The following is a 7,289-nucleotide window of genomic DNA, read 5'->3' as shown; positions in this document are numbered from 1 at the left end:
GTCGGCGCCAGCAGGGCAGCGGGCCTGTAACGCCGGTTGGCGCTAGCGGACCAGCGGGCCCGAACTGCCGGTCGGCGCCAGCAGGGCAGCGGGCCCGCAACGCCGGTCGGCGCTGAGACGGCCGGCATAGGCCCACAGCCCATTGCGTACGCTTGGGAGCACTATGACTGACTTCCCAGGTGCCCCGAGCGACCCGTCCACCGGTTCCCGTCTGCGCGTGCTCGCCGCGATGTCCGGCGGGGTCGACTCCGCCGTCGCCGCCGCCCGCGCGGCCGAAGCCGGGCACGAGGTCACCGGCGTGCACCTGGCACTGTCGTCCAACCCGCAGTCGTTCCGGACCGGCGCCCGCGGCTGCTGCACCCTGGAGGACTCCCGGGACGCCCGCCGGGCCGCCGATGTGATCGGCATCCCGTTCTACGTCTGGGACCTGGCCGAGCGGTTCCGCGAGGACGTGATCGACGACTTCGTCGCGGAGTACGCGGCCGGCCGCACGCCCAACCCGTGCCTGCGCTGCAACGAGAAGATCAAGTTCGCGGCGCTGCTGGACAAGGCGGTGGCGCTGGGCTTCGACGCGGTCTGCACCGGCCACTACGCGCGGATCGTCGACCTGCCCGGCGGCGGCCGCGAGCTGCACCGCGCGGTGGACGCGGCCAAGGACCAGTCGTACGTGCTGGGCGTGCTGGACGCCGAGCAGCTGGCCCACTCGCTCTTCCCGCTCGGCGACACCACCAAGGAGGAGATCCGGGTCGAGGCCGAGCGGCGCGGCCTGGCGGTGGCGAAGAAGCCGGACAGCCACGACATCTGCTTCATCGCCGACGGCGACACCCAGAAGTTCCTGGCCCAGCACCTGGGCACGGCCGCGGGCGACATCGTGGACGCCGACGGCACCAAGCTCGGCGAGCACGACGGGGCGTACGGCTTCACCATCGGCCAGCGCAAGGGCCTGCGGATCGGCCGCCCGGCCGCCGACGGCAAGCCGCGCTACGTGCTGGACATCTCCCCGGTGACCAACACCGTCACGGTCGGTCCGGCCGAGGGCCTGGACGTGCTGGGGCTGACCGCGATCCGGCCGCGCTGGTGCGGCGCCGCTCCGGTCGGGGAGGGCCGCTACACCGCGCAGTTGCGCGCGCACGGTGAGGAGGTTCCGGTGACCGCCGGGGCGGCCGGTGGCGAGCTGCTGGTGCGGCTGGACCGGCCGGTGCGGGGTATCGCGCCGGGGCAGGCGGTGGTGCTGTACGACGGCACCCGGGTGGTCGGCTCGGCCACCATCTCGGCGACCGAGCGGCGGGACACCGCGAAGATCTGAGGCGACCGGAGAAGCGGGTATCTGATAAGCCTGTTCGCACCATGAACATCACCGTCTTCTGCTCCGCGTACTCGCTCGATGAGCGCTACACCGCCCCCGCCGCCGAGTTCGCCCGGCTGCTCGGCGCCGGCGGCCACACCCTGGTCTGGGGCGGCTCCAACGCCGGCCTGATGGGCCTGCTGGCCGACGAGGTCAAGGCGGCCGGCGGCAAGCTGGTCGGCGTCATGGTCGAGCTGCTCGCGCACAAGGGCTACCCGGGTGCGGACGAGCTGGTGATGACCCGCGATCTGGCCGAGCGCAAGGCCGAGTTGCTGGCTCGGGCGGACGCCGTGGTGGTGCTGGTGGGCGGCCTCGGCACGCTGGACGAGATCACCGAGGTGCTGGAGCTCAAGAAGCACAACCTGCACGGCAAGCCGATAGTGGTGCTGGACACCGAGGGCTTCTGGACCGGTCTGCGCGTGCAGTTGGAGCGGATGGACACCGAGGGCTTCCTGCCGCGCCCGCTCGACGAGCTGATCACCTTCGTCCAGACCCCCGCCGAGGTCTTCGCCCTCCTCGGCTCACCCTCCTGAGAACCCGAAGACCGCGAAGAACCTGAAGAACCCGAAGAACCTGAAAGGCCGTCATGCCCACTCATCTGCTCACCGGCGCCGGCTCCGGCATCGGGGCCGTCACCGCCCAGCGCCTGATCGAGCGCGGCGACGAGGTCTGGCTGCTCGCCCGTGACGCCAAGCGCGCCACCGAGCTGCGCGAGCGCTTCCCGGGAGCCCGCACCCTGGTCGGCGACCTGGCCGACCCGGCCAAGCTGTCCTGGGCGTTCGGCCACCAGCAACTGCCGCTGGAGCTGGACTCGCTGCTGCACATCGCCGGCATGGTGGAGCTCGGCCTGATCGGCGACACCCCGGTCAAGGTCTGGCAGGAGACGCTGGCCATCAACCTGGTCGCCCCGGCCGAGCTGACCCGGCTGCTGCTGCCCCAACTGCGGCAGGCCCGCGGCCACGTGGTCTTCGTCAACTCCGGCGCCGGGCACAACGCCCACGCCGAGTGGGGCTCCTACGCCGCGAGCAAGCACGGGCTGCGGGCGCTGGCCGACTCGCTGCGCCACGAGGAGCACGGCAACGGCGTCCGGGTCACCTCGGTCTACCCGGGCCGCACCGCCACCCCGATGCAGGCCAAGGTGCACCAGCAGGAGGGCAAGGAGTACGACGCCGACCGCTGGATCGCCCCGGAGTCGGTGGCCACGGCGATCCTGACCGCCGTCGACCTGCCGCGCGACGCGGAGATCACCGACATCACGGTGCGCCCGGGGCGGTAGTCGGCGGTACCACCCGGCTGCCGTGGGATTCGGCGTCGCCGGTCTGACGGGGGAGTCGGCCGTGGTGGGAGTGGAGGGCCCGTCGCGCCCGTCGCGGGTGGCCCTTCGCTCTCACGGCAGGATCGAGAGGGGTGACTGGGAGTGACTGACGGCGTGGTGGGTGGACCCGACTCCACCCAGCGACTCCGCTGCTGCGTCTGCGGGCAGAGCACCGAGGGCGCTCAGGACCACGTGCTGCTCGAGCTGAGCGCCGAGTCGAGCGACGCCCGCCAGTACTTGGGCGCCCATGCCGGGCACCTCAACTCGGTCCTGGCCAAGGGCTTCAGCGTCGAGGTCCACTTGATGTAACCCCAGCGGCACCACATGAGCGCAGCCCGGCGGCGGTCCTTTGACCGGCCTCGTGCAACTGGGCCGGGCGGCCATGTGCATACTGTGATCCTTCTTGTCGGACCGTCTGGTCGGACCCGTTCTTGTCGCGTTGAAGGATCGTCATGCTTTCCAATCGGCTCGTCCGCTCCGCTGTGCTCTGTGCCGCTCTCGCCGTCGGGGCCACCGCGTGCGGGTCGAAGGGCGCCACCAACTCGGCCGCGCCCGCGCCCGCTCCCGCCTCGGCCTCCGCGGCCGCTTCTCCGTCCGGCCCGGACCTCAGCACCATGTCGGCCGACCAGATCTCCGACCAGGCCAAGACGGCGATGGTCTCCCTGACGTCGGCGCGGATGGCCGGAACCACGAACTCGGACGGCCAGAAGATCTCGTTCAAGCTGCAGATGGACAAGCAGCAGAACTGCACGGGCACGATGGGCATCGGCTCGAGCGGCAACGTGGAGCTGATCCACAACAGCACCAACACCTGGATCAAGCCGGACGCGGCGTTCTGGCAGGACATGGCCGCCCAGGAGGGTCACGCACAGCAGGGGCCCGCCATCGCCAAGCTCCTCAACGGCCGTTGGGTGACCGCCCCTCCCGGCGACCAGAAGATGCAGCAGATCGCCGCCATGTGCGGCCTGCTCCCGCACTTCGCCGACGACACCTCCAAGTCGACCGGCGCCACCAAGGGTGCCCCCACCACCGTCAACGGCACCCCCGCCCTGCCCATCAACGCGACCGACGACAGCGGCCCCAGCACCATCTACGTCGCCACCCAGGGCCAGCCCTACGCGCTGCGCATCGAGGACAAGAGCGCGGACGGCGGCACCATGGACTTCAGCGACTTCAACAAGCCGATCACCGTCGAGGCCCCGCCGGCGGACCAGACGATCGACTACACCGTGTTCCAGAAGAAGCTGACGTCCGTGTAGCGGTGAGCAGGTAGGCAGGTAGGCAGGACGGTCCGTCGGCGGAGCAGGCCGACGGGCCGTCCCCCGTTGTGGAAGTCCGCGCAAGCCGTTCAGCCAGAGGTCAGAGGATCGCCATGTACTCCAGCCGGCTCACCCGCTCCTCCGCCGTGCTCTGTGCCGTTCTGGCCGCCGGGGCCACCGCCTGCGGGGGCTCGCGGGGCTCCTCCGGCAAGGCGGCCGCCCCGGCTTCGGTGGCCGCCCCGGCGAGCACCTCCGCCGCGGCCGGCGCGTCCCCGTCCGTCCCGGACCTGAGCAGCATGTCGGCTGACCAGGTCGTCGATCAGATCAGGGCCACGATGGGTGCGGTCAGCACCGTGCACGTGGCCGGTTACGCCATGTCAGACGGTCAGAAGATGACCCTCGACGTCTCCGCCGACAAGAACAAGAACTGCACGGGCACCGTGACCACTGGTGACACCGGCTCGATCGAACTGATCCACAACAGCGCCGGCACCTGGATCAAGCCGGATGCGACGTACTGGAAGAACATGGCGGCCCAGAAGGGCAACCCGCAGGCCGGGGACGCCGTCGCCGAGCTGTTCAAGGGCCGCTGGCTGACCGGCGCCCAGGACGACCCGGACCTCCAGGGGATGGCCGATGTGTGCGGCGTGCTCGCGGGCCTTGACGAGGCGCTCAACGAGGACTCCACGAAGAGCAGCGCCCACAAGGGCGACTACGCCTTCGTCGACGGCGCCCGTGCGTTGACCGTCAACGTGACCGATGACAGCGGGCCCAGCATCCTGTACCCCGCGGCCGACGAGCAGCCGTACCTGCTCAGGGTGGTGAACAACGGCTCGGACGGCGGCATCGTGGACCTCAGCGACTTCAACAAGCCGGTGGACGTCCAGGCCCCGCCGGCGGACCAGGTGATCGACAGCGGCACCTTCCAGCAGAAGGTGAACTCCGCCTGAAAAGCCTGACGAACCGTCACTGTGCCCCGATAGAGTCGCTCGTATGTCCAGCGAGGCGAACGTCGACTTCGAACCGATCGGGCCGGACGGCCTGAAGCAGGTGCCGGTCATAGCCCAGGCCCTCGACAACCAGTGGCTCGCCACCCCGGAACTGCGCGGCCTGTGGGACGGGCGGCTCTCCGCCAGGGCCGCGCTGCGCAGGCAGGACGAGCGGGTCCGGGCCGAGTACGTGCGGGCCCTGGTCAACGGCGAGCAGACGGTGGTCAACCGGGCCTACCTCTACAACAACCCGGCCGTGGCGCGTGACTACCTGAACGACTCCCCGCAGCGCGAGGCGTTCAAGCGGTTGCTGGCCGACGGCGTCCTGATCCCCTTCCTCTGGAACGAGTCCTCCCCGGTGCAGGAGCCGTGGTTCGGGGTGGACGGCGCCGGCTGGCAGGGCTGGAGCCGGGTCTGCCAGGAGACCCGGCTGAGCTGCCTGCGGATGGACTGGGACGACGCCGCCAACGCGGAGGACGCGCAGGCGCTCGGCCGGGAGTTCTCCCGCTACGCGCACGACCTCAACCTGATCGACGTGCCAGCCCTGGCCCGCGTCCTCGAAGTGCCGGCGGAGCGCCAGGAACGGCTGCGCGAGCGGCTGTTGGACGTGGCGGACTTCTGCAACACCCGGATCCGGGAGACCGGCCTGGTGCTGCGCGACGACATCTACCGGCACTTCGTGGTGACCGACGGCGCCAACCCGGCGGACCGCGGCTACGACCCGACCAGGAAGTTCGGCGCCGAGATCAAGCAGCTGATCGACCTCGCCTACAACGTCAACCTGGCCGACCGCCTCGGCGCCTACGCCCTCACCCCGCAGGGCTCGCCGCCCCGCTCCGCGCTGCAGGAGTGGCACCTGAAGCGGCAGACGCCCGGACGGGACCTGGCTCCCGAGCAGTTGGTGGAGATCGTCCGCCGCACCGCCTTCGAGGTGGTCCAGGAAGGCCTGTTCGTCGAATCGTTCGCCGAACTCACGCTGACGGACGTGCTGGCGCTGCGCGGCACCCCGCAGTGGCGCCGCTATCTGGCCCGGCTCCAGGGGCTGCTCACCGACCCCCTGGTGGCCGAGCCGGCCCGGTTCGCCGACCCCGAGCACGGTGCGCCGGCCGTGGTGGCCGCGTATGTGGAGATGCTCCGGGAGGCCAGTTCGCTGGTGTCCAAGCGGCGGGTGGCGGCCCGGATGGCGCGCTGGATGCCGACGGTGGAGCTGCTGGTCGAGGTGGCCAACGCCGGGGTCCGGGTGCTGCTGGGCGCCAATCCGGCGTTCGAGATCCTCGGCGAGGTCACCCGGGCGTTCGCCAACCGGGCCGCGCCGGTGGTGGTCCGGCTGCTGGTCAACCGGCAGGTGGGCCGCGCCGAGCAGGCCCGGCTGGACAGCAGCCTGCGGGTGATCGAGGGGCGGTTCCCGGGCAGCGGGCTGCGGCAGTGGGAGACGCTGATCGCGGATCTGCGCCTGGCCGGGTTCACCGAGGTCGGGGCGGTGGGCGGCCGGGCCGAGGCCGCCGAACTGGCCGAGCCGGAGCGAGTCGGCTGACCCGGGGCAACTCGAGGTCAACTCCCGGATGCGGAGCGGGTGCAGCGGGCACCATGGACGGCAGGCAGGAAAGGACTTCCATGGACCGCTACGCCCAGCTCCGCACCGACCGGCCCGAGCTGTTCCGCAACGACCCCGACGGCATCCAGATCCTCACCACGCCGGCCGAGGCCGCCGCGGCCGAGCAGGCGGTGCACGACCGCGGCGGCACGGCACCGGTGGCCGCCGCGCAGTCCGGGGTGGTGTACGCCGACCCGTACGTCACCCTGCTGCGCGACCCGGTGCGCTTCCCCGGCGGCGGCCTCGGCCTGCACCTGAGGATGCTGGGCACCGCCGGGGCACCGGGCGTGGTGGTGCTGCCGGTGCTGCCCGACGGCGTGCTGCTGCTGGAGCACTACCGGCACGCCACCCGCTCCTGGCACCTGGAGGCCCCGCGCGGCTACGGCGAACCGGGTGCCGACGACGAGCAGAACGCCCGCCGCGAACTGGCCGAGGAACTCGGCGCCCGGGCCGACGAACTGCTGCCACTGGGCCGGCTGCACCCCGACACCGGCCTGGTGGCCGGCCATGTGGTGCTCTACGCGGCCCGGTTGACCGGCCACGGCGAGGTGGAGCGCGCCGAGGGCATCCGGCGGGCGGTGCGGTTCTCGTTCGCCGAGGCCGAGCAACTGGTGGCCGACGGCCGGATCACCGACGGCTTCACCGTGGCCGTGCTCTACCGGGCGCGGCTGGCGGGGCTGCTGGGAGGCCCGGCACTCCCGTAGGCGGCCGGCCAGAACTGGCCCTGCCGCGTCCCGTGCTCCCAAAGGGCCGCCACCGGCAGCTCGGTGAGGCGGTCTCCGAACGA

At 71.6% G+C, this 7,289-nt stretch carries 9 protein-coding genes; 8 read left to right on the top strand and 1 reads right to left on the bottom strand.

All coding sequences use genetic code 11. The features are described 5' to 3' along the window. Positions 1-163: 163 nt before the first annotated feature. From mnmA to P3T35_RS37015, 5 genes are all read left to right on the top strand, one after another. Entirely contained in the window at positions 164-1,306 is a 1,143-nt protein-coding gene (gene mnmA / locus P3T35_RS37035) for a tRNA 2-thiouridine(34) synthase MnmA (RefSeq protein ID WP_101382287.1), read from the top strand. Positions 1,307-1,347: 41 nt separating this feature from the next. Then, positions 1,348-1,878, top strand: a complete 531-nt coding sequence (locus tag P3T35_RS37030; RefSeq protein ID WP_101382288.1) for a TIGR00730 family Rossman fold protein — start codon at positions 1,348-1,350, stop codon at positions 1,876-1,878. Between the two features lie 53 nt (positions 1,879-1,931). Next, positions 1,932-2,621, top strand: a complete 690-nt coding sequence (locus tag P3T35_RS37025) for an SDR family oxidoreductase (protein WP_101382289.1) — start codon at positions 1,932-1,934, stop codon at positions 2,619-2,621. 141 nt (positions 2,622-2,762) lie between these two features. Further along, entirely contained in the window at positions 2,763-2,969 is a 207-nt protein-coding gene (locus tag P3T35_RS37020) for a hypothetical protein (RefSeq protein ID WP_218976707.1), read from the top strand. Positions 2,970-3,112: 143 nt separating this feature from the next. Then, entirely contained in the window at positions 3,113-3,919 is an 807-nt protein-coding gene (locus tag P3T35_RS37015) for a hypothetical protein (protein ID WP_143676904.1), read from the top strand. Between the two features lie 100 nt (positions 3,920-4,019). Here P3T35_RS37015 and P3T35_RS37010 read toward each other — a convergent pair whose 3' ends face one another. Beyond that, positions 4,020-4,217 (bottom strand): hypothetical protein, encoded by a 198-nt coding sequence (locus P3T35_RS37010; RefSeq protein WP_101382291.1) that lies wholly within the window; start codon positions 4,215-4,217, stop codon positions 4,020-4,022. On the opposite strand from P3T35_RS37010, the gene P3T35_RS37005 reads away from it, so the two are divergent. The 3 genes from P3T35_RS37005 to P3T35_RS36995 all read left to right on the top strand — a co-directional run bounded on the left by P3T35_RS37005 (position 4,216) and on the right by P3T35_RS36995 (position 7,206). Continuing rightward, positions 4,216-4,869, top strand: coding sequence for a hypothetical protein (locus P3T35_RS37005; protein WP_101382292.1), 654 nt, complete (start codon positions 4,216-4,218; stop codon positions 4,867-4,869). The two genes, P3T35_RS37010 and P3T35_RS37005, sit on opposite strands and share 2 nt — an antisense overlap. Before the next feature lie 43 nt (positions 4,870-4,912). Further along, positions 4,913-6,442: a hypothetical protein gene (locus P3T35_RS37000; RefSeq protein WP_101382293.1), complete on the top strand. Its 1,530-nt coding sequence runs from the start codon at positions 4,913-4,915 to the stop codon at positions 6,440-6,442. A gap of 80 nt (positions 6,443-6,522) precedes the next feature. Beyond that, positions 6,523-7,206 carry an NUDIX hydrolase gene (locus P3T35_RS36995; RefSeq protein WP_101382294.1) on the top strand — a complete coding sequence of 228 codons (684 nt, stop codon included), beginning with the start codon at positions 6,523-6,525 and terminating at the stop codon, positions 7,204-7,206. The last annotated feature ends 83 nt before the right edge of the window (positions 7,207-7,289 follow it).

Origin of the sequence: Kitasatospora sp. GP30, from assembly GCF_029892145.1 — a bacterium.
Classification (GTDB): Bacteria; Actinomycetota; Actinomycetes; order Streptomycetales; family Streptomycetaceae; genus Kitasatospora; species Kitasatospora acidiphila.
Note: the sequence above shows the minus strand (reverse complement) of the source record. Positions and strands in the feature narration are given on the sequence as shown.

Bases quoted from the DNA above. Each gene is read 5' to 3' on its own strand.
- P3T35_RS37015 (WP_143676904.1), top strand. From the start codon at position 3,113: ATGCTTTCCAATCGGCTCGTCCGCTCCGCTGTGCTCTGTGCCGCTCTC.
- P3T35_RS37005 (WP_101382292.1), top strand. From the start codon at position 4,216: ATGTCGGCTGACCAGGTCGTCGATCAGATCAGGGCCACGATGGGTGCG.
- P3T35_RS37030 (WP_101382288.1), top strand. From the start codon at position 1,348: ATGAACATCACCGTCTTCTGCTCCGCGTACTCGCTCGATGAGCGCTAC.
- P3T35_RS36995 (WP_101382294.1), top strand. From the start codon at position 6,523: ATGGACCGCTACGCCCAGCTCCGCACCGACCGGCCCGAGCTGTTCCGC.
- P3T35_RS37010 (WP_101382291.1), bottom strand. From the start codon at position 4,217: ATGCTGCTCAGGTCCGGGACGGACGGGGACGCGCCGGCCGCGGCGGAG.
- P3T35_RS37000 (WP_101382293.1), top strand. From the start codon at position 4,913: ATGTCCAGCGAGGCGAACGTCGACTTCGAACCGATCGGGCCGGACGGC.
- mnmA (WP_101382287.1), top strand. From the start codon at position 164: ATGACTGACTTCCCAGGTGCCCCGAGCGACCCGTCCACCGGTTCCCGT.
- P3T35_RS37025 (WP_101382289.1), top strand. From the start codon at position 1,932: ATGCCCACTCATCTGCTCACCGGCGCCGGCTCCGGCATCGGGGCCGTC.